Consider the following 24338-nt stretch of genomic DNA (forward strand, 5'->3'; position numbering starts at 1 on the left):
CCTGCGGGATGGCTGGCAAATATAGCATAAAATGTATAACCGGTTAAACGCCCAGGTAAGTGCGCAATTGCATACTCCTGGAGTTGGTTTTAAGCTTGGTAATGGCCTTGTCCTTGATCTGGCGAACCCGTTCACGGGTGAGGTTGAACTTTTCCCCGATATCCTCGAGGCTCATCGGATGATCAACACCAATACCGAAGAAGTAACAGATCACTTCTTTCTGCCTTTCCGTAAGCACCTGCATGGAACGATCGATCTCCATCCGGAGACTCTCATCATGCTCGATATTCTTGTCGGTACGCTCGGCATTGGGATTTTCCAGTACATCGATCATGGTATTCTCCTCGCCTTCACTCAGCGGCGTATCCATGCTCACGTGGCGGGCGGCAATCCCCAGGGTAGCCGATACTTCCTCCGTGTCGATTTCCAGCAATTCGGCGAGTTCTTCGGGCGAAGGTTCCCGCTCAAATTCCTGTTCCAGCTGGCTGAATGCTTTCTGAATGCGGTTGGTGAGGCCGACTTTATTGAGCGGCAGGCGGACGATCCGGCTTTGTTCAGCCAGCGCCTGCAGAATACTCTGGCGGATCCACCAGACAGCGTAGGAGATGAATTTGAATCCACGCGTTTCATCAAATCGCTGTGCAGCCTTGATCAGGCCAAGGTTTCCCTCGTTGATCAGGTCAGGGAGCGATAAACCCTGGTTCTGGTATTGCTTGGATACCGAAACCACGAAACGCAGGTTGGCACGGGTAAGCCTGTCCAGGGCGCGTTGATCCCCCTGCTTAATGAGGCGGGCAAGACGAACTTCTTCTTCCGGACTGATCAGCTCCACTTTCCCGATTTCCTGGAGGTACTTTTCCAGGGATTGGGACTCCCGGTTTGTAATGGATTTGGAAATTTTGAGTTGACGCATGCTCATAGGCGGGCGGTTTTAGAGGTTTAGTTTTTTTTCAAAAGGTGAATAGGTTTCATTTCCATATAACGATGAAATGCAATTTTTCTTGCACATGAGTCCTTGCATTTTACCGATAGGGTTTCACAGCAATTTAACATTTCGTAATCCTTTTTCCAAAAAATTTACCACTAAAAGATTGTGATTCAGGGATAAAACCCTGTTTTTGTTCAGGTAATTGGGTAGATTTCTTTAACAAAAAATACTTGGTGGATAATTTTGCGGCATTATTAATTTTTCTATTATTGCAGTGATCGCATTACTTTAAGATCGTTATTGACAGGAGATGAGTAAGAAACAATTGTACACTTTGGAATATCCGGTAAGGTGTTCGCCCAGCATTTTGTATGAATTTTTGAGTACCCCGGCCGGATTGCAGGAATGGTTCGCCGATAAAGTTGACGAGAGAGACCAGATATTCAGTTTTTCCTGGAACGGATCAATTGATAAGGCAGAGGTCCTGGAAAGTGAAGAGAACAGTTTTATCCGCTTCCACTGGCTTCACGCCCCTAAAGATGAATTTTTTGAGTTCCGCATAGAGAAGTCCGAGGTCACCAACCAGACCATTCTGGTGATCAACGATTTTGCCGACAAAAAAGAAATCAAGGACGCAGGCCAGCTCTGGGGATACCAGGTAAAAGACCTCTTCCACCGACTGGGGAATTAATACCGTTTTTCAGCCAACAATTCCAGCCAATACCTGAAACTGCTTTCGAGGAAAGCAGGAGTATCGCTCCATGCCTGAAGCGGCAGTTGTCTTGCCAGTTTAAGTACATCCTGCCTCATCAGTGTTTCCTTCAGCATTTCCATATTGATGGCATTCAGCGGTTGATAATTGTCCGCCGAAAAATCATGCTCCCACGGTGATGGATGAACGCCGTAATAAAGTGTTGCTGTCACCTCAGGAGGCAGCGTGGATATATTTTCCACCACCAAAGCTTTGAATTTTCCCGATACCTGTAAGGTGCTGGAGAAAAAGTTACCCCACCAGAAGAATTGCCTCACAGCAAGGGTTTGTTCGCGGTTGAAATCGCGGATCAGATCCAGCATTACCCAGGGCAATTCCCGGTAACGCTCTCCGCGTGACAATTTGGGTGGCAATGCAAAACATGATGCAGGCAAAGTTTTCCGCCGGCTTTCCAGGAACTGAAGTGCCCATTCATGATGCTCCCCCAACAGCTGCATCACTTTCTGAATGATCACATTCTTCGTTAAAATGAACGCGGCATCTTCCACCAATTCCTGTTCCTTCCCGGAAAGCTGTATTTTTACCCCGCTCATCGGGTAAAGTTATTTCAAATTCATTCCCTTTCCGTGTTCAAAAAGCTCGACATTCTCATACTGAAAGCCTTTATCGGTCCCTTTATCGCTACATTTTTCATTACGCTTTTTGTGCTGGTGTTACAGTTCTTCTGGCTGTACATCGACGATATCGTGGGAAAAGGACTGGATCTCTTCACCATAGGTCAGCTGATCAGTTATGTAGCCGCAACCGTGGTACCCCTGGCACTTCCCCTTGCTATCCTGCTCTCCAGCATCATGACCTTCGGTAACCTGGGGGAAACTTTTGAACTGGTGGCCATCAAATCTGCCGGCATCTCCCTGCTGCGGTTCATGCGCCCGCTTCTGGTGGTAAGCATCCTGATCTGCGGTGTCGCCTTTCTTTTCAACAACTATATTATCCCGGTCTCGAATCTCCGCCTCAACCGGCTGAAATACGATATCATCAATAAAAAACCGGCATTCGACCTCCGCGAAGGTGCATTTTACACAACACTTCCGGGCTATGCCATCAAGGTGGGTAAAAAAGAAAAAGACGATTCTACCCTTACCGATATCATCATCTTTGAAAAAGACCGTACCCTGCAGGATAATATCATCATTGCCAAAAAAGGCATTATGAAAGTGTCCGCAGACAAAAGATTTCTTGAATTCAAACTGCTCGACGGATGGCGGTATGCTGAACGGGGTTCAAGGGTGAACCTGAACTCCGAATATATCCGGCTCGGATTTAAGGAATTCAAAAAGGTGTTTGACATGAGCTCTCTGCAGCTTGGCAAAACAGAAGATAGCCTGTTCAAAGACAATTACCAGATGCTGAGTGTGCGGCAACTGAATGTTGCCATCGACTCACTGAGCCGCATAAACGATGTATTCCGGAAAAAAACCAACACGGAAATCTCTCCCTACGTCACTTTTGTAAAACAGATCGATACCGGCTGGGTGCAACCGGCCAGGTTTACAAAGGTCGACTCCCTCAACCAGATCATTCCCGACAGTGCATTCACACAGGCCAATGAGCGGGTAGTATCACAGCTGTCAATCGTAAAAAGTACCCTCGACATCAATAAGACAGACTTCGAGAACAGGTCAAAAAACCTGCGTTTTCATAAAATGGCATGGCACGAAAAGTTCACGCTTTCCATCGCCTGCCTGGTCTTGTTTTTGATTGGGGCGCCGTTGGGCTCGATCATCAGGAAAGGAGGAATCGGTACGCCCCTGGTTTTCGCCGTGGTGTTTTTTGTGATATTCTTCCTGTTGAACAATTTCGGTAAGAAGTTCGTGAAAGAGGATGTGATGTTACCGATAACCGGAATGTGGATGGCAACTTATGTATTGCTGCCCATAGGCTTTTTCCTGATCATTAAAGCGCTGAATGATTCCCAGTTATTCAACAAGGAATTCTACCACCGTCTTTTCCGCCGTTTCCGGCCGAAGAAGGCAGAACCGCAGTAACTTTAATAAAACATAACAAAATGAAAGCTTCGCATCCTTCCAGACGTGCTTTTATTGCCAACAGTACAAAAGCCACCATCGCCCTTGGCCTCGGAGGTACCCTGTTGTCTGAATCAGCAACAGCAGCCACTCCTTCCGTACCTGCAGCACTTTGGGTAACCGGGTTTAAACAGGATCCGCTTCCCTATGCCTACCCTGCACTGGAACCCTCCATCGATGCACAGACGATGGAAATACATTATACCAAACACGCCGCCACTTACGCCAAAAACCTGGCGGAAGCTGCAGCAGCTGAAAAAGTAGATACCAACAAACCGGTAGAAGAACTGCTTGCCCGCATCAACAAGTACTCTGAAAAAATGCGGAACAATGCAGGAGGCCACTATAATCATGAACTGTTCTGGAAATCCATGCGTGCACCACAGTCGGGTAACCAGCCGGGTGGAACACTGGCGGCAGCCATCAACCAGAAATTCGGTTCGTTTGACCAGTTCAAAACAGCATTTGCCGATATCGCCAAAGCACGCTTCGGCAGCGGATGGGCCTGGCTGATCCTGAAAGATAAAAGTGTGCTGCTGACGTCCACACCCAACCAGGACAATCCCCTGATGCCGGTTGCAGGAACAACGGGTATTCCCCTACTCGGACTCGATGTGTGGGAACATGCCTATTACCTGAAATACCAGAACAAACGTCCCGATTATATCAATGCATGGTGGGATGTGGTGAACTGGGACTTTGTGCAATCACGGTATGATGCCGCTAACAAATAATGCAGCCGCAACAGCAAAATTTCAGGATACAGCGATGGGTGGTGATGCTGGCCTGCCTGCTTTTCGTTTTGAAAGTACTGGCCTGGATCCTCACCCGCTCTGTATCCATCCTGACAGATGCACTCGAAAGCACGGTAAATGTGGTTTCGGGATTCGTTGGTCTGTATAGCCTCTATGTGGCTGCCAAGCCACGTGATACCGACCATCCCTATGGTCACGGTAAGGCAGAATTCCTTTCCGCTGCCGTTGAAGGCACCCTGATCATGATAGCGGGGCTCATCATCATCTATGAATCGATCTGGCATATTTTCAATCCCCAGCCCCTGCAGCAACTGGATTGGGGCATTGCGCTGATCTCCGTCACCGCCATTTTGAATTACGTGATGGGAGCTGTAGCCATCAGCAAGGGCAAAAAGAACCAATCACTTGCCCTTGAAGCAAGCGGCAGGCACCTGCAGACAGACACCTATACCACGCTGGGAATTTTACTGGGTATCGCCCTCATCAGGTTTACCGGTCAGCAACTGATCGACCCGATCATGGCCCTTTTGTTCAGCGTCATCATCCTTGTAACAGGATATAAGATTCTCCGCCGTTCCCTGGCCGGCATCATGGATGAAGCTGACCTTGAATTGTTACAGGAAATGGTGAAAATGCTGAACCGGGAAAGACCACCGAACTGGACTGACCTGCATAACCTGCGGGTGATCAAATACGGTAGCGTACTGCATATCGACTGTCACCTTACTGTGCCCTGGTACCTCAATGTACATGAAGCACACCGTGAGATCGATACCCTCAGCGCCCTCATCAAAAAGAATTTCGGAAACAGCATCGAACTGTTCGTGCATTCTGACGGCTGCATGCCATTCTCCTGCCCCATCTGCACGAAACAGGACTGCCCGGTAAGGCAGCATCCTTTCCAGCACAGGGTGGAATGGACCGTCGAAAACATCTTATCGGATGCCAAACATCGCCTGGCCACAGCAACCGGGGTATTGGACAAAACCGCCTAAATTCGCAGGGCAAACTACCGCACATGAAAGCATGGAAAGACTACCAGGAGCATAAAAAAGACCGTTTCCTCAATGAACTGATTGAACTCCTTAAGATACCCAGTGTCAGCGCCAGGCGTGAACACCGGGAGGATATGGTCCGCTGTGCAGAAGCGGTAAAAGAAAGTTTGCTGGCCGCCGGTGCCGATAAAGCCACGATCTATCCCACAGCCGGTCACCCGATTGTTTACGGTGAAAAGATTTCTGACCCATCCAAACCAACAGTGCTGGTTTATGGTCACTATGATGTGCAACCGCCCGATCCGCTGGACCTCTGGCATAGCGGCCCCTTCGATCCCGTAGTGAAAGACGGTAAGATTTTTGCCCGCGGTGCCTGTGACGATAAGGGACAATTCTACATGCATGTGAAGGCTATGGAAACCATGATCCGCACCGATAGCCTGCCGACGAACATAAAATTTCTGATCGAGGGTGAGGAGGAAGTTGGTTCCCCCAATCTTGCGGAATTTGTAAAAGCCAATAAGGCACTGCTGGATGCCGATGTGATCCTGATCAGCGATACTGCCATGATCAGTCTTGATGAGCCCTCAATTGACATAGGTGTGCGCGGCCTTGCCTATATCGAAGTGGAAGTAACCGGTCCCAACCGCGATCTTCACAGTGGTGTTTATGGCGGAGCAGTAGCCAACCCCATCACCATGCTGGCCCGTATGATCGCCAGCCTCCACGATGAGAACAACCGCATTACTATTCCCGGTTTTTATGATGATGTGGTGGAATCCGGCGCAGAAGAACGCAAGCTGATGGCTGAGGCTCCTTTCAATGAAAATGAGTATAAAAAGGAACTGGGCATTGATGCCGTTTGGGGAGAAAAGGGATATACTACCAACGAACGCACGGGAATCCGGCCGACCCTCGAGCTCAACGGGATCTGGGGCGGATATACCGGGGAAGGGGCAAAAACGGTATTGCCCTCCAAGGCTTTTGCCAAGATCTCCTGCCGCCTGGTACCTGACCAGGATTCTGAAAAGATCACCAGGATGCTGATCGATCACCTTTATAAGATTGCACCAGCCGGCGTAACCGTAAAAGCCGAGCTGCATCACGGTGGTGAACCCTATATGACGCCGATTGATTCAATCGGGTTCAAAGCTGCAGCCAAAGCCATTGAAGCGACTTTCGGAAAACAGCCCATCCCCGTCAGAGGCGGCGGCAGTATTCCAATTTGTGCGCTGTTCGAAAAAGAACTGGGACTCAAAATCATTTTCATGGGATTCGGACTGGACAGTGATAATCTCCACTCGCCCAATGAGAAATTTGATTTGCAGAATTATTATAAAGGCATCGAAACGATTCCTTATTTCCACCAGTATTTCGCGGAAATGCAGTAAAGTCTGGCGTTTGGAGTTTGGGGTTTGGGGTTACCATGCCTACCAACTTTCACCGGCAAACTGGCAGCAGACCTACACCAATCCTTCAGCGGTCCCACAGCAAAGGGGTGTGTTTGCTGGGGGATGGGTGTAGTTCGGCTGTAGGACGGGTGTATTTCGGGTGTTGGCTGGCCAGGCAGATACAGTCAGGCGCTGCTCATTCCAGGCATGTACTGCCGGATGCCGTATTTTTGCTAACGCATTGAATATGAAAGAAAAGCTCCGAATCGATAAATATCTCTGGTGCATCCGCATCTTCAAAACGCGCAGCCTGGCCGCTGATGCCATCGACCGCGGCAGGGTGAAACTGAACGGTGACACTGTGAAGGCATCCCGGGCTGTAGTCATCAATGACGAATATGATATCCGTACTGAAAGCAGGCGGTGGATCATTCGCGTTAAGGGCCTGCTCGACCACCGCGTACAGTATACAGAGGCCATTACTTATTATGACGACCTGACCCCCATCGAAGAAAAAGATAAGGCTGCATACCAGGCCTTTAGCTTCAATACAGGGAAACGCCAGAGCAAGGTCGGAAGACCCACCAAAAAACAGCGCAGAGACCTGGAAGATTTCACCGACGAACCAGGCCTGCACCCGGAAGGAACGGAGTGATCACCAGTGTCTGCGTATTTTCTGCAACTCCGGTTACTCCTTTCGTAGATCTCTGCCCTGCAACACGCGTATGTTCCCCATTCACGATGATGCACATACGAACACGCGCTGGTAGAACTACGAATTCTCTGCACTTTATAGCGGTTTTCGGGTACTAATACCTACGGAAAATCTCCCATTCATCGAAAAAACCCCATACCTGCTTGTAATTTCCGAATCCTGTGTCAATCTTTGTATTCAGATCGATACCTATGAAACGAACAATACCTATGAGGAATAAAAACTTCCTTACCCATTGTTGAAAAAATGAAAACGTACCCAAAATTCTCCAGCCAGTCTATGGTAAACCTGATCAGCCTGCTGATCCTGTTGCTGGTGATTTTTTCTCTCAGTAAAGCTTCTGCCCAGAATAACAATATCAGCTTTACCAACTACAAACTCATTTCCGGCGCAGCCGGTCAGAAAGGTGCCACATACCGCTTCTCTGCTGTTACCAAAGATCATTACGGAAAAGCTGCAGCAGACTGCATTGTAAAGATCGAAAGCGTTTCTCCCGGAGTTAACCTGAAACAACTTACGCATGATGCTTCCGGCAACATTACCTCTTTCCAGCCGGTTGTTGAATATCTCGATATCAACGGTCCTTCCTGGATCGAATTCAGCTTCACCTTCGTTCCCCATAACAATACACAGCTCAGCCTGCACCACCTGGACGAGATCACCACTTCCGTGAGTGGTCTCAACAACTACGGTATTGCACAGGAATTTGCTGAATGCAATCTTGGCCCCAACAGCAAAGTGGTGTATGACAATGAGATCACCAACCTGATGATCTCAGCTACAGGAACCGGGTTCCGTGCTGAAAACAAATTCGGTTCAAAACAGAGCAACAGGAATATTGAAAAGCTGAGCATTATTAATCAGCACGTTGCCGAGATCCGCATCAAAATCGGTATCAACCGTAACAACAATAACTGGGGTGGTACCAGTACTTACAAGATCGAACTGAAAGATGCCAATCCTGATATGGCGACAGTTTATATGCCGGATATCGTTGGATTCCAGGCAAGAATGCAGCAGGAGCAGGTGCAACTCGCCTGGAGTTCACCGAACCTTAACCGCATCCAGGATATCGTGATCGAGAAAAGTGTAGACGGAGAGATCTTCCGTGAGGTTGGGCGCTTCAACAAAGCCAACATGGAAAAAAGCGGCCTGTTCCAGTTCAATGATGATGCCCGCAACGCTTCAACCATGGGTGCAGTATTTTACCGCCTCCGTACCCGCAGCATGGAGGGTGAGATCCAGTATTCTTCAGTTAAGATGATCGCACTGAATAAGAAAGATGCTTTCGTAAAAACTGAAATGAGTATCGATCCGGTTACTGGTGCATCTGTTCTGCTAACGCCTATTTCCTGGCAGCAGAAAGAAATCTTCGCTGAAGTATTCAATGCCCATGGTGAACTGGTGAAGAAAGTATCTGATCCCAAAGCCCTCCCCCAGATGTCTCTCGACATGAAAGAACTTGCAGCCGGAGCTTATGTAGTACGATTCACTTGTGGCAAGCAATATTCCACACAGTATATTATTCATGGTGAAAGCCTTTGATGCATAAACGATTTCCGTTCATTTAGCCAGTGAAAAAAGCCGGTTGCAAATGCAACCGGCTTTATCTTTTCGAGCTTGATTCCCGGCAGATCAACGCCGGTTCCAGCACCATTTTTTTGGGTTGGGTCAGCCAGGTACCGCCTTTTCTTTGTCCCTCAAAAAACATCTTTGCCGCTTCTTCTCCCATCTTCACTGTCTGCTGGTTGACTGTGCTGAGCGAAGGTGTCAGAAATTCCCCGAATGCCTCATTGGCGAAACCAATGATGGCAATATCATCCGGGATCACCTTGCCAGCCTGTTTGATTGCCTGGATGGCACCAAGGGCTGTAAAATCTTCCACCGCAAACACTGCATCCGGTGGCTGGCGTAAGGCCAGCAGCTGTTTCATACACTCGCGTCCTGAATCTATACTCACCTTTCCATATACAATCAGGTCATCATTCAGCGGAATATTGTGAACATTCAGGGCATCGATATATCCTTTCAAACGTTGGTTGAAAATGCTTACGTGTTGTTGTCCGCCGATATGGGCGATCCTGCGGCACCCCTGGCTGATCAGGTGTTTGGTTGCTTCGAAAGCACCGGCATAATCGTCAACCACTACTGACGACACACCCAGCTGATCATTTGCCCGGTCGAACAGGATCAGGGGTATACCCCGCCTTTTCAGTTCCTGGTAATGGTCAAGGTTGATCGTTTCCTTTGAAATAGACGCCAGTACGGCATCCACCTGTGACTGCAGGAAGGTCTGAACACCTTTCTTCTCGTATTCGAACAATTCATTGGTCTGATAGATCAGTACGTTGTAATTGTTTTCATTGGCCACTTTTTCAATACCATGCACTACCGATCCGAAAAAGCTGATCTCTGCGCTGGGAATGATCACACCGATGATATTCGACTTGCCCAGCCGCAGTGATGAAGCGATCTTGTTTGGCTGGTAGTTAAGCCGGAGTGCGGTCTCTTTCACACGCAGTTTGGTCTCCTCCTTGATGCCGGGATGATTGTTCAGGGCACGGCTCACCGTTGCCGGCGTGATCTTCAACGCCCGCGCGATATCGGCAATCGTCACTTTTGAAATGATATCACTCATTGATTTGCTTGACCAGGTTCAGGAGATCTTCCTCCTTATTGAATGACAGCTTCTTCTCTTTAACTGCTTTGTCTATCTCAGCTTTCTTATCAGCATACACTTTACCCAGCTGGCTGAAACTGCTCACCTTCTCCCACCGTCCCTTCCGGAAGCCCCAATAAGCTTTGCCGGACTTTACAGTGACCCCATCCGGCAGTTTGAGTCCGTAGGCAGATCCGTTCTGCATCATCGACCTCAGCGGTGATGAGGCACTGACATTCGATGACAAATTGTACCCGACATTGTTGCCTTCTTCTATCAATGAACAGGTATGTTCCACTGCCAGCGGGTAGTTGCCTTTCACCAGCAATTCCAGGTATAGCTTCTCGCGCGGAATAAACGTGCGCCCGCTGATGAAAACTGAATCCACCTTTTCCGGTTCAGCTATTGCGAGATAACGGGAGTTTCCGGCATCAAAGATCATCTCGCCGGTCAGCGCGTTATAATTCAGGCTGGCTGTAGTTTCCGAACCATTTTTCTGCAACACCTTGCCGGGCTGGAACGCAGGCAATACGTAGTGTGACACGGTTTGTGCCGGTGCATCAATCTGCGCACGGGCACTTGCGAGTAACAGCAGGAGTCCTGTCAGTAAAGGCAAAGCTTTTTTGCAGGTCATTTTTTAAGTTTTGCTTCAAGCATTTTGATAAAATACCCCCCTACCACGGAACGTGCCTGAAATCCAACCATTTTGCCATCTGTTGTCTCGTGCCAGTCACTCAGGGGGACCCTGCTCGGCGTCTCTGTGGCAAACCGGTATACCGGCTGAATGAGGGCATCGAATTTCGCACGATCATCAGTCAGTGCAGACGTCCAAAGGATCCAGTCGGACTTGGTGTACGTTCTTCTGCTGTCAAGCGGAAGACCGAATCCATTCTGCCTGGTGAGATAATAGTCAATTTCTTTCTGGTATACTGTTGCCGGGAAAAGGTTAGTGCCGAGCAGCTTGTCCCAAACCAGGTTGTATTTCTGACTCCAGGTGCCTTTGCCTTCAAAGGTGAGCGAATAGTGATCACCGTCATCTGCCAGTTCCATCCATTTCTTTACCATCCCTGCGGCAAGTGCCTGATATTTTTCCGCTACATCTTTTTTACCCAGTTGTGCAGCCATTTGCGCATACCCACCAAGCGCTACGATCGCTTTTACAGACAGGTTGGCATTCCTTGCAAGGTGACCGGCAAAATCATCCGTACAAAGCTGGTTGGCCGGATCAAAACCCTCTTTGGACAGGTAATCCGCCCAGACACTTAACGTGTTCCAGTGTTTGGCGGCATAGGCAGTATTTTTTTCCACTTTGGTAATTGCCGCTGCAAGGATGAGCATGTTACCACTCTCTTCCACGGGCATGTCTTCTCCGTAAGTCTGCCCGTTGGCCAGCGGATAAGTGCCGAGATCATGCGCCGCAAAGGGCTTTTTCCATTTGCCGCTCTCGCTGTAGTAGAAAATGCCGTTCATCATTCCTTTAAGCAGGTCGGGATTGTACACGAGGTACATAGGCGCGGAAGGATAAGTGATGTCAACAGTATTGATGGAGCCGTTGCTGAAATTCTCTTTGGAAAGGAACAAGAGATCTCCCTGCGGGCTTTTCACCAGTTTATGCGCAGCGACGCTCTGCCGATACGCGAGTTCACATAGGCGGGCATAGTTTTCACCACCGGCCTTTACTGCGTCATCGCGCATCTTCTTGTTAAATGCGACACATTTTGCGATAACGCTGCTATAGGAAGTGTGGGCTGCTGCCAGTTGTGCTTCCATAGTGGCATTGGGTCCTTTTTTCCACCACGGTTTAAGATTGGTGCCAAAATACTGAATGGATTCCAGGTCATCGTAACCCAGCATCACCACCTGTTGTCTGGCTGCGAAGCCCACCTTCCCCCAATCCCAGCTGGTGTTTAGTAACAGGTGTTTCCCTTTTGCAACGGAAGACCCCGCACCGAAGAAAGCCTTGCTGCCCTGCATGTCTTCGGATATATTCTGTTTCAGGTTGATCGCCGGGTTCGCGGCTGCAGCCACATATACATATCCCCAGTCTATCCTGACATCATCTCCTTTTTTCTTCAGGATCGGCTGTTCAACCGTTCCGGCTTTCAGGATCTGAAGGCCGCCTGACTTGTAGGAAGTTGCCGACACTTCCTGTACCGGCAGATTTACCGCAAGATCAGTACTTACGCCGAGGTATAGCTGCACGCTGTGATCTGCGCCATCTGTCGATTTCACACTTGTTGCAAGATAAGTCACCGGGCGTGCCAGCAGATCCAGGTTGTTGAGCAACAACGGTGATGTAAAGGTTGCTTCCAATGCAATACCACCACAGGTGAATTTGTATTTTGTCTGCGTGGCATTCAATGACACCGACTCCTGTTGTGCGACAAGGATCTCCGGGTCTGCCGGATCTTTTACTTCATCCACCAGGCCAGCGTCCAGCCAGGCACCGCCCCCTGTGTTGGTCACGTGAACGGCCAGCAGGTTTTCTCCGGTTTTAAGTTTTGATAATACAGTTCCGGAAAGCGGGAGATACGTGAATTTTCCTGCAAAACCCTTGTAGGCATAAGCCAGTTCACCATTGATAAAAACTTCCACATCATCATCGTGCTGCAGCTTCAGCAGCAACTTTGAAAAAGTCAGGTCATTGATCGTCACTTTCCTTCTTGTCCATATATCGCGGGATCTCCAGATGGTTTTGCAGATGCCCTCATTGTCGCCAAACGGCGCCTGTCCCTTCTTCCAGGACGCATCATCAAAGCCAGGCTTCATCCAATCGGCTGAAGGCGCTGTTTCGGTATAACTGGCCGTATAATTCAATTCATCACCGGCCGGAACTATGGTATTGTATCGTTTTTCCTTTTCGCCCATGAACCGGTATATTTTTCCATCTACTCGAAGCAGTCCCAGCAGCGACTGGCTTGTCCCGGTCCAGTGGCGGGTGGGCGACGCTGCAAGTTCATCGGTGGCCGACCAGATACTGAAATAAGGATCATGCGTAATAAGCGGATAGGCCGGCGCACGGAATTCCTGGGCTCCGGCAAAAAGTGAAGCCGCTAAAAGACCAGCTGCAGCAAATATTTTCTTCATCATCAGTTATTTAATCATTTCGAACCGGAGGGAACCGGTACAGGTTGTCCGGCTTTTACCGGAACGCCGAAATCAGGAGTACCATCAGCTTTCCAGGTAAAGGGTTGGGCACGGGGTGAGCGTTTTGTTCCACAGCCATCGCCGGGATTGGAATTGGCGTGATAGAGTATCCAGTCTTCCTTTCCATCGGGAGATTTGAAAAATGAATTATGGCCGGTGGCGAAAACACCATTTTCTGTGGACTGCCGGAAAACCGGCTCACTGCTTTTCTCCCATGTAGCAGCATCCAGGGGATCATTTCCTTTCAGGCGGAGCAGGCCCAGTGCATAGAAGTCAGTCCAGCAGGCGCTCCCGGAATACACTACAAAAAGTTCATTCCCATGAATCAAAGCCTGTGGTCCTTCATTCACATTGATATGCGGAGGATCATCCGGATTACCGATATCACCATGCTTTTCCCAGTCATATTTCGGGAAGCTGATACGCACCCGGTCTGATTCGATAGTCAAAGGGTCTTTCATCCGAGCGATATAAATATCCTGCTGTCCGTTGACATCACCTTCCCATCCTGACCACACCATGTACAGCTTTCCCTTATACTCAAACACATCACCGTCAATTGCCCACTTATCGGTTTTATCAACCACTTTGCCTTTGAACACCCACTCTCCTTTCATCGGGTCCGGTGAAGCATTCTCCAGCACGTACATCCGGTGATTGATATTCTTACCGTTGTCTGCTGCAAAATATGCATACCATTTACCCCTCAGGAACATTACCTCCGGTGCCCAGAGTTCTTTCGACCAGGCTTTACCGGCCGGCGGAACAAAAATAGTTTTCTGTTCGGCATTTGCCAGGTCGGCAATGCTTTTCGCTTTGCGCAATAGCAGTTTGTCCCCCTCCGTATGGATGTAAAAATAATTACCGTCTTTGTAAAAACTATAGGGATCCGGTCCCGAAGGCAACAGGGGGTTGGTAAAAGTCGCCTTTTGTGACCATGCCGTCATTGACATGGCGCCGCAGGCAAGGAGCAATAAGTACTTTTTCATGAAAAGGTTATTTATTCAGCTACGGGAAATGCAGCAATCCTGAGTCTTGCACCTCCCATGGGTACGAGTGTCAATTCTGTAACCGGTTCCTTAGACACCACCGGGCTTTGCGGCAGGGTGTCACATAATCCGTACTGATCAATTTTCCATCCCGGAATCAGTTTACCCTTAACCGTCATAACTATCGGTGCGGCATCGTTACGGAACGGATTATTGTCTTTGGGCCATTCTTTTTTCACCACGCTAACAGACCGCAGCGCATCATATTTATCGAGGTAGAGTCCGTAGTTCCAGGCATTGCCAGGGAAGATCTCCCAGCTGGGCCATTTAGTCGCGTCGGCAGATTCCTGCCAGCGGGAATCACCGATAGCTGTCTCTTTGCTGTCACGCTGTTTATAATTCTCGTCGATCTTCAGGGAAAAGCTGAGCGGGCCATAATTGACGGACACACTGTTCTTGTTCGCCTTCCATTCCTGCAGTCTAACGGCCATGGGCAGTTGCAACGTGACCTTATCTCCGTTTTTCCATGAACCTTTCAGCTTGAGATATCCCTTGTCGTCACCAGTTACCGATAATGTTCTGCCGTTCACTTTTACGACCGGGTGGGCACACCAGTCGGGGATCCGCAGGTACAGCGGAAAATCAACCTGTTCCCCACAGATTACCTGGAACTGGATCGTGTTATCAAAGGGATAATGAGTTTTCGTAATGATCTCAATGGGTGTTCCGCCACCTGCTTTGGCCTTCAGGTTACCTTCAGTATACAACTGTACCGCAAGCCCGTTGTCCGGCGTGGCCATCCAGGCACTTTCTGCATAGTATACCCAACCTGCGGCATGATTGTGCTGGCAGCAGCGGGAACTGAACGGGTTCATCATCAGGAAGGGCCCGTTGTTGTCGATGCCTGGCGCATGATTCGCCTGATCGCTCTGTACCATATTCGGTGCCGTCAGGTAACGCAACGATTTATAATCGGGCATAAAAGCAGCAGGAAAGGAATTGAATGCTACGTCTTCACAATGATCGGCCCAACGGGTATCACCGGTGAACTGCAGCATGTATTGGTCAGAAGTCATCTGCTCCACCATGCCACAGGTTTCGATGGCCTGGCGCGGATCGGAATAACCGGTACGGGAATTTTCATCACCGCCCCACATGCCGCCTGGTACCTGGCCGAATTTTTCCTTTACCAGGGCGAAGTTGCGGTAACTCGCCTGCCGGTCGGATTCTTTGGCACTCTGCAGGTAATAGGTTGCCGGTTCACGGAAGCATTGTGCAATGTTTACATTGTGCCAGTTGGGCAGGTTATTCTCCTGGCGCCAGTCCGCCGTGTTCCTGTCGATTTTTGTCGCCAGGTCAAGCAGGAAAGTATCGCCTGTAATATTATACAACCAGTACACACTTAAGAGGTTATCTCCGCCCCTGCTTTTTTCCCAGTAATCCTCCAGGAATTTATCATCGGGAAGTGCTGCTTCAAACCGGAAATACTTCGTCATGAAATCGATTACCCGCTGATCACCGCTATAACTGTAATAAGATTGCAGGCACCACAGCATGGGCATATTGGTCCAGAGATCACGGCTGCCGTTCTTTACGACATCGGGACCGAAATCGCCGTCCGGCCGCTGGTTTTCCAGTACTTTATCAATCCAGAATTTTGTTTCGGCGATCATCTTCTTATCGTTCAGTACATAAGCGATATCACCATAACCTTTCAGCCAGTAAGGCAGTTCTTCCCAGCCCCATTTTCCTTTCCCCTCTTTGTTCAGCCAGGCATTATCAGATTTGGACAACCAGATACTGATCTCACCGAGATGACCGGTCAGGCCTTCCCGTTGCAATTCCAGCTGCCGTAGCAACCAGCCTCCCGGGCGGAATGCCGTTACGGGAAGCCGGGTGAAATAATTCTTCAGCAGGGGAGCACGGTTGCCGGTGTAGTATTTATTATTGAGGTTGTTGATAGTTGTTGTTACGGCTGTTGCCTGGATCTTCTGAGCCGAAGCGGAAACCGCAGCAGCAACCATCAACCCACCTGCAATACATTTTTTCAGCATGACTTTATTTTAACGCTGTTTTTACTGCGTCGGATTTGATGACTTTATCGTGCAATGTTTTCAATTCTGCGACCGGCATCTTCATTACCTTACGGTCGTAGGTCATGATACCGTTGGTCTCCACTTCCACATCCGTGGTCTGGGTATACACTGCGGCAGACAATCCATGCTCGATCAGTTTCGGAAACCGGTTAACGAACTCTGCATATTGCTTATACAAGTCATCGCTGTTTTTGAAACTCCTGTAACCCCAGTTGTTCTTATCCTGCCAGGTATGTCCTTCGAGGGGAAGGCCGAGACCGCCAAACTCCCCGAGCACCAGTACACGATCCTTTCCAAACAAGGCGGGATCCGGCATCAGTGGTTCGGGATAATTATGCAGGTCGATAATATGGCCGACAGGCTCGAAGTTACCTCCGCTGGCAGTATTCACGAGGCGTGAGGGATCATTCGCCATAGTCCACTCCACGATCTCTTTGGTTTTGAATTGGCCCCATGCCTCATTGAACGGAACCCAAACCACGATACCCGGGAAGTTGTACAGGTCTTTCATGATCTCTTTCCACTCTTCACGGAAGGAGGCTTCAGAAGCTGCAGTACGGTCTTTATCGGTGGCACGGCCATAGATACCCGGACGATTTTCCCAGCGGTTACCGAGGTCGCCGCTTGGCATATCCTGCCACACCAGCATACCCGCCTGGTCACAGTAAGTATACCAGCGCGCTGGTTCCACCTTCACGTGTTTGCGGATCATGTTGAAACCCATGTCACGCGTCTGGATCACATCAAATTTCAATGCTTCGTCAGTTGGCGCTGTGTACAAGCCATCGGGCCACCAGCCCTGGTCAAGCGGACCGTACTGGAACACGAATTCGTTGTTCAGCAACATCCGCTGGATACCTTTTTTATCGGTGCCCATAGAGATCTTGCGCATGGCGAAGTAGCTGCTGATCTCATCTACTTTTTTGCCTTTGCGCAGCAGGCTGATCTTCAGATCATACAGGAACGGATCATTGGGAGACCAGAGCCTGGCATTGGGTACGGAAAGGCTTACTGAACCGGCACCGGTCTGGCGCTGCTCGGCAACTTTTTCCTGCCCTTTCCAGGCAGATACCACTACTTCGTCACCAGGCTGAATGTTTTCGAGTTCGGTTGCTACCTGGAGTACTCCTTTATCAATATCGGGAGTTTGTTTGAAGCCGGCAATATAGGTAGTGGGAACCGCTTCCAGCCATACTGTCTGCCAGATGCCGGTGACGGGTGTATACCAGATGCCTTCGGGATTGTTCACCTGTTTGCCGCGTGGCTGCGGGCCATCGCTGGAAGGGTCCCATACTTTCACGACGATCTTCTGAGCGCCCTTACCTTTCAGGGCTGCAGTAATGTCGAAGCTGAAGGGGTCATAGCCGCCTTCGTGTTTGCCGACAGGCTGATCATTCACCAGCACTTCACAACGCCAGTCTACCGCACCGAACTGCAGCAGCACTTTACTTTTTTTGAAGGTTGCAGGCAGGGTGAAACTTCTTTCATACCAGAGTACGCTGTCTTTGCCAACAGTTTTTCCAACACCACTCAGCGAGGATTCTACTGCAAACGGCACGAGGATATTTCCCTGATGTGCTGAGGGAGCAGCAACTGCCTGGGGCAGGATGCTGTAAGACCAGAGGCCGTTCAGGTTCATCCAGGCATTCCTGACCATCTGGGGGCGGGGATACTCGGGCAATGGATTTTTGGGATCAACTTTCTCTGCCCAGGGTGTCCTGATCTTATTTCCTGCAGGCTTCCAATTGTCCTGCGCCAGCAACCCGGTGCACAACAACATCGACAACGATGCGAAGGCAATCTTTCTTTTCAACATGGTGATGATTAAAATAGTAATATGTAAAAATAAAGAAGGCCATTCAGCCGCATGGCTGAATGGCCTTAAGGCTATCAAAAGTTACCGTAATGGCAACGGTTTAGTAAGTAACCTTGATCACGGGACCATACAACCAATCTTCCACCCCGTCGATCCGCACACCAATGCGTCCGAAAAGATAGTTCTGGTGAACTTCAAGTTCCGGGATCGGTACTACGAGGTGAATAGCATTGGGATCAGTGATCGCACCACCAGGAAGCTTTTGCTCAGATACTACATCTACATTGTCGATTTTCCGGATGATCTTGCTGTCGCCCGCATTGGAAACAAACTGTGTTTTGTTCACAAAAAGGGCTACTTCACCAATATTCCTGCCGTCAACACCGGTGATGATCTGCTCTACACCAAAGTCAGCAACGATATCGGTGCCGGATACGGTGATTGCCTGATGACGGATCATGTAGTAGGGTGTCACCTCCAGATCTATTGCCTTTCCTCCTTTCATGGAGATGGCTATCGTATCGGGATTGCCATTGGTTTTGGGCCACACGAAAGGTCCCTGACCATTGGGCACAACCAGCTTGTATTCACCATCAAACAACAGCGCATTCAGGCTGCCGTCCTGGCCAAAGCTGGAACGGATCGGCGCCGATCCGCCATAGCCGGGCTGATACAGCTCAAAGGGTACCTGGTAGTTTTCAAAACCCAGCGCTTCCCCCTGATATACGATCCGGCCGGACAACTGGGAGGAAGGTGAATCATAGTTATCCTTTTTACAGGATGCAATGGAGGCCAGCATCGACAGCGCCACGATATATCGAAATGATGTTTTCATGATAAACAATTTTGAAATGAATTATTGGTTGGGCTGACGGATGATTCTTGGGTTGGCGGAAATTACGTTATCCGGGATTTGAGAATAGTAGTTACCCAGCAGGAACCGGTTTGTTCCGGTAACGTTAGACGGCAATACTTCCTTGTAAATCCATTTGCCGGCATCAGGGCCATCAGCCAGCTGATAAGGCCACAATCCCCAGGGTTGCGTACTGCGCTGAAGTGCCTTACCGAGGTTGGTTTTAATTTCAACAATTCCGGTTGGTTCGCCTACCCAGATCTTGTGTGCAATCCTCCAGCGTTTGTAGTCAAACAGTATATGACCTTCAAAAGCCAGTTCAACACGGCGCTCGTGAACAATCCTGTCGAAGGTAACATCAGCACCGGTGAGCGGCACCGTAATGCCTGCACGGCTTCTCACCTGGTTCATGAAATCTGCGGCCAGATCAGCCTGACCCAGTTCAAAGTTTGCCTCCGCTGCATTCAGCAGAATTTCAGCATAACGGTAACGGATAAATGCTACATCACTGCCACGGCCACGGCGACCGGAACCAATGGTTGGATCAAGCCACTTGCGGACATAGAAGCCGGTCTGTGTGCGGAATTCCCGTCCGTTTACCGGTCCGTCCAGTCCGATGAATTTTTCTGCGAGATCTCCTTCTCCAAGAATTATCTGACCGGCAGCCGTAATATTTCCTGCCTGGATGTCAACACGCTTTCCCTTGAACAAACCATTGGGAAGAAGAACAGTACCGGCAAGCCGCGCATCGCGGCCGGCAAAAATGTCTTCCTGGTTTTCGTAGGCAATCGCCTTACCACTGCCATCGGTAGCGGGGATAGGAGCGAACGTACCATCCAGCATTTCAAAGTTGCTCACCAGGTTGAGGGATGGATTCAGACGACCGGCATCACCGCCTTCATCAGAGATGGAGTAGGGCTGGTCGTTCGTGGTGTATCCGTGTGTCTTTCCGGCGAAAGCCTTGAAGTCTTCAATAAAGATGGACTCTGTGTTGGTAGAACTTTTGTCCAGGAAGATCGCAGCAAAGTTTTCAGACAGGACCGGCAGACTCTTGTAGAGTGACAGCGGTCCGGCTTCTCCATTGATGATCTGCATGGAAGCCTCCAGTGACTTCTGGTAATAAGCATCGGCCATGGAAGCAGGAATGCCTACTTCACCGCCAGGAAGACTTACAGAAGGCGTGGTGGCGCCATATTTGGCGATAGAAGCTGCATACAGCGCGGCCCTTGATTCCATGGCCAGTGCTGCTGCCTTGGTGGCCCTTGATTTATCTTCCAGGCTCGTAGGGAGGTCATTCTTGATGGCTTCCGCTTCTGCAATCACAAAGTCATAGATCTCCGATTCCTTCGCGCGGGGGCGTTGCAGGTAAGTTGGATCTCCTTTATAGTCATACTGCAATGGCTCCAGGATCAGAGGTACACCACCCATCCTTTTCACCATTTCAAAATAGAAGCTTGCTCTCAGAAAACGTCCTTCCGCAGCGAAGCGCTTTTTGTCTTCTGCTTTCAGTTTGTCAGAAGCTTCAATACGCTGCATGAAGAGGTTGAGGTCGCGTACATAACCATAATCGTACAGGCCCCAGTTGCCATAACCCCAGCCGGTATTCTTTACGATCCAGTACGATCCGTTTTCAGAAGGGAAAGTCTCGCTGAAATCGGCAAAGCTCTGCCAGCCATTGTCGAGGCTGCTGAAATCCACCATCCGGTTGTACAGATCACCCAGTACGGAGATCACGAGCGCCGGATCAGAAAATGCTGTTTCAGTAGGAATAATCGAGATCGGTGGAATATCCAGAAATTCACTGTCTTTCTTACAGCCACTGAAAGCGACGGCAAGAGAAAGTATGGATAATGATAGAATCTTTTTCATAATTGTGCTTGTCAATGAAGTTAGAAAGTCAGGTTACAACCAATGTTCAACACTTTGTTCTGTGGGAATTGTAATCCGTTGTCATCCACAACTTCAGGATCGATGCCATACTGTTTCATGTTGTCGATAGAGAACATGTTGTAGGCATTCAGATAGAAGCGTGCACGCTGCATTTTAGCCTTGCTCAGGATCTTTGCAGGAATGCTGTAACCCAGTTCCAGTGTACGCGCCCTCAGGTAAGCCACATTGTGCAGCCAGTAATCAGACTGTGGCCCGTAGTTGCTGTGGTTGAAGCCGGCGTTGTACCGGTTGGCAGGATATTTTCCACCCACCCATGCACTGTTCGGATCATAAATATCTTCTCTGTGCCAGCGGTCGGTAAAGATGGTATTCAGGTTACCGTTGTTCTGGAATGCCCAGCGGCCTTCCCAGCTCTGGAACCAGGTGTAACCGGAACCACCGGAGAAGTCAGCATGGAAATCGAAGTTCTTCCAGGCGAGGCCAAGAGAGAAACCGAAGTTCACCATTGGCTGACGGCCATAACCATAGCCGACAGGACGCTGATCATACTGGTCAATTTTAAGGTCACCATTCTGATCCTTGTAGATCAGGTCACCTGGTAGCATGGTTCTGTTGCCCTGGCCATCAATGTTGACCGGATAGTTGTTGATCTCTTCAAAAGACTGGAACTGTCCCTGTACTTCATAACCCCAGTCAATACCAACATAACGATCACGGATATCATTGCGATACTGGTCCCAGGAGTTGTTAAAGATCGGGTTGTAGGTATCCAGCCATTTCTGCCTGGCGTAAGAGACGTTACCACCAACATTATAGGTCCAGTCACCAACGCGGTCTGTCCAGTTCAGGGAGAATTCAAAGCCCTGGCTCGCGTCACTGTTGATGTTTTCAGGAGGCAATGCATAACCGATTTCCACCGGAACCAGCACATCGTTCTTGGTGCCGAGCAGGCCCTCCCGCTTGCGGTTAAACCAATCCACTGATCCGATCAGCCTGCCGCGGAACATACCGAAGTCGATTCCGATGTCAGTGATCTTGCTGGTCATCCAGGTGATTCGGGTGATGGGAACACCTTTGTCGCGGGAAACCGTAACCGCGTTGCCATTGATGATGGCGGTACCCTGGTTGTAATTGTAACCTTCCATATAGGCATAGGGCGCTACGATCGGCCCGTCGCCATTGATGTTGCGGTCGTCACCGAGTTCTCCATAGGACCCACGGATCTTCAGGTCTGTGAGTACATCAGATCCTTTCAGGAGACGCTTCATGAAAGGCTCCTCTGTAATGCGCCAGCCTGCAGACACTCCGGGAAAATAACCCACCTGGCTGCCGGGCTGGAACAGATAACTCGCATCCCGACGCACAGAGGCTTCCAGGAAATAGCGGTTGGCATAACCATAGGTTACACGACCGATATAACCAATACGCGCTTCTTCAGACTGCTCATCCTGGTACTGGTCCATCGTGGGGAAGTAAATCAGGGGCAGGTTGTTGGAGATAGGAGAAGCGTGGATCCAGTTGCGCGTGCGCTTGTTGTGAATCCTCTCTGCTACAAACGTAGCACCGATATTGTGCTCACCGAAAGCACGCTGGTAGTTCACCTGGCCCTGAGCATTGGTATTGATCTGTTTGATCTGCTCACGGTCGCGCCAGGGGTTGGTGGCACCACCGGTTCTTTTGTATTCTTCTGCAGTAGTATCGGTTGCAGGAATGTAGGTATAGGCGTCATAGGTATATTCCTGGTTGTTCGACAACAGGTCTGCAATATAGTAGGAATATACACCACGAAGGGTCAGGCCTCTTACGCCCGGAACCTGCCATTCCACATTGAAATTCGTTTGCAGTACGCGCCAGTCGGAACGTAGTTTACCGGAAATGGTTTCATTCAGGAACGCGTAGTTTGATTCCAGGTGTTCGCCCATATCATTCAGGTAGGCGGGATTGTCATTGGCATAAGGCCTTTCCCGCGGGGTATTGCGGAGAATGGCAAGTCGCGACAGGAAATAGTCGTCACCACCCGGTACACCCGGGTTCTGGCGGGTTTCGATACGGCCGTTGATGTTTGCGCCCACACGAAGTCCGTTCGCAACTTTTGCCGTTACGTTCGCCTGGATATTGGAGCGGTTGAACTTGTATTCACGACCCAGTACAGAATTCTGATACAGGTTAGTCGCAGATACATAATAGTTTACTTTATCATTACCACCGTTGATGTTCACGTTCACACTGTTCTGTGTGGCATTTTTCTGCATCACATAATCTCTCCAGTCGAAACTGCGGTACTGCGGACCGGCTGCCTCGCCCTGCTTGTATTTTTCCAGTTCCTGCGGGGTGATATTGGTAGAATTGAACCAGTTCAGTTCAGCATCTGCACGGTAATACATGTAATCATAGGAATTCCGCAACACATCCGGGAAGCGGGTCCAGTTCTGAATACCGGCATAACCATCAAAATTCACGGTATTGCGTCCGATAGCACCACGCTTGGTGGTAACCACCACTACACCGTTGGCGGCACGTACACCATAAATGGCGGCGGCCCCATCTTTCAGAATGGTGATGCTTTCAATATCGTTGGGTGCAAGGTTGTTGAACTGGCCGGCATCCTGCTGAATGCCATCGATTACATATAAGGGAGTTCCCATGTTCCTGATCTGGATATTGGCACTGGAACCGGGACGGCCATCAGGCATCCGGAAGGTTACACCAGGTAACTTACCCGCCAGTGTTGCACTCACGGTTGCACCACCATGCACACGTTCAAGATCTTTCGAGGTTACCGTACTTACGGCTGCTGTGATCGATTGTTTGCTCTTTGTTCCATATCCGATCACTACTACCTCACCGAGGCCACTGTTGGCAACATTCATCGATACATCAAAATTGCGGCGGTTGCCCACACGACTTTCACTTGCAGCATAACCTACTGACGTGAAAACCAATACAGAACGCTCGCCGGCTACTTGTAAAGTGAACCGCCCGTCGTTGCCCGTACTGGTCGCATTGGAAGTCCCCTTCTCGGTTACCGTAACCTGTGGAAGCGGCGCCCCAACACTGTCACGAAGAATACCGGTAACGGTCACTTTGGCCGCATCCTGAGCCATTAGTGAGCCGCCTAAGAAGAGGAGAAAGGTGAGAAAAGTAAGTATCTTCTTTTGCCGAAGATAAGCTGGCGTAGTCCACGCCATCCTGCGCAGAAAATACCTGGATGGGGATTTCATACAGCAATCAATTGTTGGTTAAAAATGGATGTAATCGTTTACATGATTTAAAAAATGCTACTTTTAAATCACCATGTGAAGGAA

General features: G+C 49.5%; 18 protein-coding genes. 7 read left to right on the forward strand and 11 right to left on the reverse strand.

The features are described 5' to 3' along the window. Positions 1 to 43: 43 nt before the first annotated feature. Complete coding sequence (locus FPE01S_RS02825; RefSeq protein WP_046368586.1) at positions 44 to 913, reverse strand: sigma-70 family RNA polymerase sigma factor; 870 nt, start codon at positions 911 to 913, stop codon at positions 44 to 46. A 325-nt stretch (positions 914 to 1238) separates the two neighbouring features. On the opposite strand from FPE01S_RS02825, the gene FPE01S_RS02830 reads away from it, so the two are divergent. Continuing rightward, positions 1239 to 1619, forward strand: a complete 381-nt coding sequence (locus FPE01S_RS02830) for an START-like domain-containing protein (protein WP_046367388.1) — start codon at positions 1239 to 1241, stop codon at positions 1617 to 1619. On the opposite strand, the gene FPE01S_RS02835 is transcribed toward FPE01S_RS02830, so the two are convergent. Next, on the reverse strand, positions 1616 to 2233 hold the full coding sequence (locus tag FPE01S_RS02835) for a hypothetical protein (RefSeq protein WP_046367389.1): 618 nt from the start codon (positions 2231 to 2233) through the stop codon (positions 1616 to 1618). The genes FPE01S_RS02830 and FPE01S_RS02835 overlap by 4 nt on opposite strands. Positions 2234 to 2266: 33 nt before the next feature. Here FPE01S_RS02835 and FPE01S_RS02840 point away from each other — a divergent pair, with 33 nt between their 5' ends. From FPE01S_RS02840 to FPE01S_RS02865, 6 genes are all read left to right on the forward strand, one after another. After that, positions 2267 to 3688, forward strand: a complete 1422-nt coding sequence (locus FPE01S_RS02840) for an LptF/LptG family permease (RefSeq protein WP_046367390.1) — start codon at positions 2267 to 2269, stop codon at positions 3686 to 3688. A gap of 20 nt (positions 3689 to 3708) precedes the next feature. Continuing rightward, positions 3709 to 4461 carry a superoxide dismutase gene (locus FPE01S_RS02845; RefSeq protein WP_046367391.1) on the forward strand — a complete coding sequence of 251 codons (753 nt, stop codon included), beginning with the start codon at positions 3709 to 3711 and terminating at the stop codon, positions 4459 to 4461. Further along, positions 4461 to 5477: a cation diffusion facilitator family transporter gene (locus FPE01S_RS02850; RefSeq protein WP_046367392.1), complete on the forward strand. Its 1017-nt coding sequence runs from the start codon at positions 4461 to 4463 to the stop codon at positions 5475 to 5477. The genes FPE01S_RS02845 and FPE01S_RS02850 overlap by 1 nt, the downstream gene beginning before the upstream one ends. 23 nt (positions 5478 to 5500) lie before the next feature. Next, positions 5501 to 6868 (forward strand): dipeptidase, encoded by a 1368-nt coding sequence (locus FPE01S_RS02855; protein ID WP_046367393.1) that lies wholly within the window; start codon positions 5501 to 5503, stop codon positions 6866 to 6868. 247 nt (positions 6869 to 7115) lie between these two features. Next, the gene (locus FPE01S_RS02860) at positions 7116 to 7523 is read left to right on the forward strand and encodes an RNA-binding S4 domain-containing protein (RefSeq protein ID WP_046367394.1); all 408 of its coding nucleotides are present in this window, start codon (positions 7116 to 7118) and stop codon (positions 7521 to 7523) included. A gap of 306 nt (positions 7524 to 7829) precedes the next feature. Continuing rightward, positions 7830 to 9128 (forward strand): T9SS type A sorting domain-containing protein, encoded by a 1299-nt coding sequence (locus FPE01S_RS02865; RefSeq protein ID WP_046367395.1) that lies wholly within the window; start codon positions 7830 to 7832, stop codon positions 9126 to 9128. Positions 9129 to 9189: 61 nt separating this feature from the next. On the opposite strand, the gene FPE01S_RS02870 is transcribed toward FPE01S_RS02865, so the two are convergent. The 9 genes from FPE01S_RS02870 to FPE01S_RS02910 form a co-directional block, all read right to left on the reverse strand. Beyond that, complete coding sequence (locus FPE01S_RS02870; protein ID WP_046367396.1) at positions 9190 to 10221, reverse strand: LacI family DNA-binding transcriptional regulator; 1032 nt, start codon at positions 10219 to 10221, stop codon at positions 9190 to 9192. Beyond that, the gene (locus FPE01S_RS02875; protein ID WP_046367397.1) at positions 10214 to 10876 is read right to left on the reverse strand and encodes a hypothetical protein; all 663 of its coding nucleotides are present in this window, start codon (positions 10874 to 10876) and stop codon (positions 10214 to 10216) included. The genes FPE01S_RS02870 and FPE01S_RS02875 overlap by 8 nt, the downstream gene beginning before the upstream one ends. Beyond that, complete coding sequence (locus FPE01S_RS02880; protein ID WP_046368587.1) at positions 10873 to 13329, reverse strand: glutaminase family protein; 2457 nt, start codon at positions 13327 to 13329, stop codon at positions 10873 to 10875. Before FPE01S_RS02880 ends, FPE01S_RS02875 begins: the two co-directional genes overlap by 4 nt. A 14-nt stretch (positions 13330 to 13343) precedes the next feature. Then, entirely contained in the window at positions 13344 to 14378 is a 1035-nt protein-coding gene (locus tag FPE01S_RS02885) for a glycoside hydrolase family 43 protein (protein ID WP_046367398.1), read from the reverse strand. Between the two features lie 11 nt (positions 14379 to 14389). Continuing rightward, positions 14390 to 16432, reverse strand: a complete 2043-nt coding sequence (locus FPE01S_RS02890; RefSeq protein ID WP_046367399.1) for a beta-L-arabinofuranosidase domain-containing protein — start codon at positions 16430 to 16432, stop codon at positions 14390 to 14392. Between the two features lie 4 nt (positions 16433 to 16436). After that, positions 16437 to 18290, reverse strand: a complete 1854-nt coding sequence (locus tag FPE01S_RS02895) for a glycoside hydrolase family 2 protein (protein WP_052955464.1) — start codon at positions 18288 to 18290, stop codon at positions 16437 to 16439. A 100-nt stretch (positions 18291 to 18390) separates the two neighbouring features. Further along, on the reverse strand, positions 18391 to 19125 hold the full coding sequence (locus FPE01S_RS02900) for a DUF3823 domain-containing protein (protein ID WP_046367400.1): 735 nt from the start codon (positions 19123 to 19125) through the stop codon (positions 18391 to 18393). A 21-nt stretch (positions 19126 to 19146) separates the two neighbouring features. Next, on the reverse strand, positions 19147 to 21012 hold the full coding sequence (locus FPE01S_RS02905; RefSeq protein WP_046367401.1) for a RagB/SusD family nutrient uptake outer membrane protein: 1866 nt from the start codon (positions 21010 to 21012) through the stop codon (positions 19147 to 19149). A gap of 20 nt (positions 21013 to 21032) precedes the next feature. Continuing rightward, entirely contained in the window at positions 21033 to 24254 is a 3222-nt protein-coding gene (locus FPE01S_RS02910) for a SusC/RagA family TonB-linked outer membrane protein (RefSeq protein WP_046367402.1), read from the reverse strand. Positions 24255 to 24338 lie beyond the last annotated feature (84 nt).

It is taken from the genome of Flavihumibacter petaseus NBRC 106054, from assembly GCF_000974785.1.
Taxonomy (GTDB): Bacteria; Bacteroidota; Bacteroidia; order Chitinophagales; family Chitinophagaceae; genus Flavihumibacter; species Flavihumibacter petaseus.

Coding starts and splice junctions, on each gene's coding strand:
- FPE01S_RS02825 (WP_046368586.1), bottom strand. CDS start 913: ATGCGTCAACTCAAAATTTCCAAATCCATTACAAACCGGGAGTCCCAA.
- FPE01S_RS02830 (WP_046367388.1), top strand. CDS start 1,239: ATGAGTAAGAAACAATTGTACACTTTGGAATATCCGGTAAGGTGTTCG.
- FPE01S_RS02835 (WP_046367389.1), bottom strand. CDS start 2,233: ATGAGCGGGGTAAAAATACAGCTTTCCGGGAAGGAACAGGAATTGGTG.
- FPE01S_RS02845 (WP_046367391.1), top strand. CDS start 3,709: ATGAAAGCTTCGCATCCTTCCAGACGTGCTTTTATTGCCAACAGTACA.
- FPE01S_RS02850 (WP_046367392.1), top strand. CDS start 4,461: ATGCAGCCGCAACAGCAAAATTTCAGGATACAGCGATGGGTGGTGATG.
- FPE01S_RS02855 (WP_046367393.1), top strand. CDS start 5,501: ATGAAAGCATGGAAAGACTACCAGGAGCATAAAAAAGACCGTTTCCTC.
- FPE01S_RS02860 (WP_046367394.1), top strand. CDS start 7,116: ATGAAAGAAAAGCTCCGAATCGATAAATATCTCTGGTGCATCCGCATC.
- FPE01S_RS02865 (WP_046367395.1), top strand. CDS start 7,830: ATGAAAACGTACCCAAAATTCTCCAGCCAGTCTATGGTAAACCTGATC.
- FPE01S_RS02870 (WP_046367396.1), bottom strand. CDS start 10,221: ATGAGTGATATCATTTCAAAAGTGACGATTGCCGATATCGCGCGGGCG.
- FPE01S_RS02875 (WP_046367397.1), bottom strand. CDS start 10,876: ATGACCTGCAAAAAAGCTTTGCCTTTACTGACAGGACTCCTGCTGTTA.
- FPE01S_RS02880 (WP_046368587.1), bottom strand. CDS start 13,329: ATGAAGAAAATATTTGCTGCAGCTGGTCTTTTAGCGGCTTCACTTTTT.
- FPE01S_RS02885 (WP_046367398.1), bottom strand. CDS start 14,378: ATGAAAAAGTACTTATTGCTCCTTGCCTGCGGCGCCATGTCAATGACG.
- FPE01S_RS02890 (WP_046367399.1), bottom strand. CDS start 16,432: ATGCTGAAAAAATGTATTGCAGGTGGGTTGATGGTTGCTGCTGCGGTT.
- FPE01S_RS02895 (WP_052955464.1), bottom strand. CDS start 18,290: ATGTTGAAAAGAAAGATTGCCTTCGCATCGTTGTCGATGTTGTTGTGC.
- FPE01S_RS02900 (WP_046367400.1), bottom strand. CDS start 19,125: ATGAAAACATCATTTCGATATATCGTGGCGCTGTCGATGCTGGCCTCC.
- FPE01S_RS02905 (WP_046367401.1), bottom strand. CDS start 21,012: ATGAAAAAGATTCTATCATTATCCATACTTTCTCTTGCCGTCGCTTTC.
- FPE01S_RS02910 (WP_046367402.1), bottom strand. CDS start 24,254: ATGAAATCCCCATCCAGGTATTTTCTGCGCAGGATGGCGTGGACTACG.